This window comes from Streptococcus sp. CCH8-H5, from assembly GCF_001556505.1.
Taxonomy (GTDB): Bacteria; Bacillota; Bacilli; order Lactobacillales; family Streptococcaceae; genus Streptococcus.
On record NZ_LSIZ01000033.1, the window covers coordinates 1 to 1,331 of the forward strand.

Here is a 1,331-nt window from a genome sequence, read left to right on the forward strand (position 1 = left end):
TAAAACCACTGTAGAGATTATAGAGCTTTTTGAGTATACACAAAAAGTCCCATAAAAATTGTACTGACCCCAAAAAGTTAGACAATTAATTTATCCAAAGGATTTAGTTCTGTATTGCACAGGACTGAGTCCTTTTCTACCATTTGTCAAGCATATCAAGGCATTTGATAAAAAAATAGATTGAATTACATAGTCAAACTAAGGAGTTTGTCTATTTTTGAACTAAAGTTTAGTGTAAAAAGTGCACGCAAAAACAACACCTTACCTAGTGGTTTTTTGATAAGGTGTTACAATCATATGGCATAAACAATTTTACCGATTTTGGGTAGAAGTATAATCGTAAAGCTTGTTATGTGTTATGAGGTAATACATTGTTCTAATGAGACGATGTGTAGAGGCAATCGTGTGTGGTTTGGTTGAAGTCACTTGCGATTGTCTTTTCCGTTTCTCATAGAAGTCTGCTATATGACAAGGATTGGTGTAGCCAGCTGAAGCTATGTTATGAATGCACTTAAAGAGAACCTTTATGGCATAGGGATTCCCACGTTTGGTGATATGTTCCTTTGCTAGAAAGTCCCCAGATTCATAGTGGCTGAGGTCAATGCTGATCAAAGCATTGATTTGATTGGCAGAATGAAATTGACGAATGTCACCAAGTTCGCCAATAATACTTGTCGCTGTGGTTTCAGTGATTCCAGGAATAGAGAGAAGAATCTCGTATTCTGGCAAAGGTTGAGCCAAAGTTACCATCTCCTCTAAAACGCCTTGTCTATATTCAGAAAGCCTAAGTAACTCCCCTGCATAGTATTTGATCTCTTCCATCATTGGAGAGGTTTTCTTGACCTCACAATAAGACTGATTAGCTAGTTTTGTAAGCTTATCTACTAAGTAAGTCACACGTTTTTCAGAGATGCGTTTTGCCGTAGACTGACGGATGATAGCTGTTAATTCGGCGTCATCTAACTCCAGTACAAAACTATTACATGGAAAAGTCATGACCAAGTTCCAATATTGTTCCCACAGTTGGTGAAGATAAGATGTTTTACAATTCAGGAAAAGAGACCTGTAGAACCTTGTGCAGACGATTTTTAGCGCAGAAAATATCCCCAGTAAGATTCTGATAGAAATGGCTGAGGTCGCGTAATTCTTGATAAAGCACTTCTTGGACATAGCTTGGTTTACGATTGAGGATGAACTGAGACGTAGCTAGTTTTTCAGCGTCAATCTTATCTGTTTTACGTACTCGTAAGCTATCTAGTTGTTTTTGTGATTCTAAGGGCTTGAGCAGATTATCAGTCAGGCTTACCCATTAGCTAAACAACAACGTTGCT

General features: G+C 37.8%; 1 pseudogene. It reads right to left on the reverse strand.

Going from position 1 to position 1,331, the window contains the following annotated elements:
• Positions 1-312: 312 nt before the first annotated feature.
• Positions 313-1,285, reverse strand: a pseudogene (locus AX663_RS03240) (transposase); the annotation flags it as partial.
• Positions 1,286-1,331: the final 46 nt, after the last annotated feature.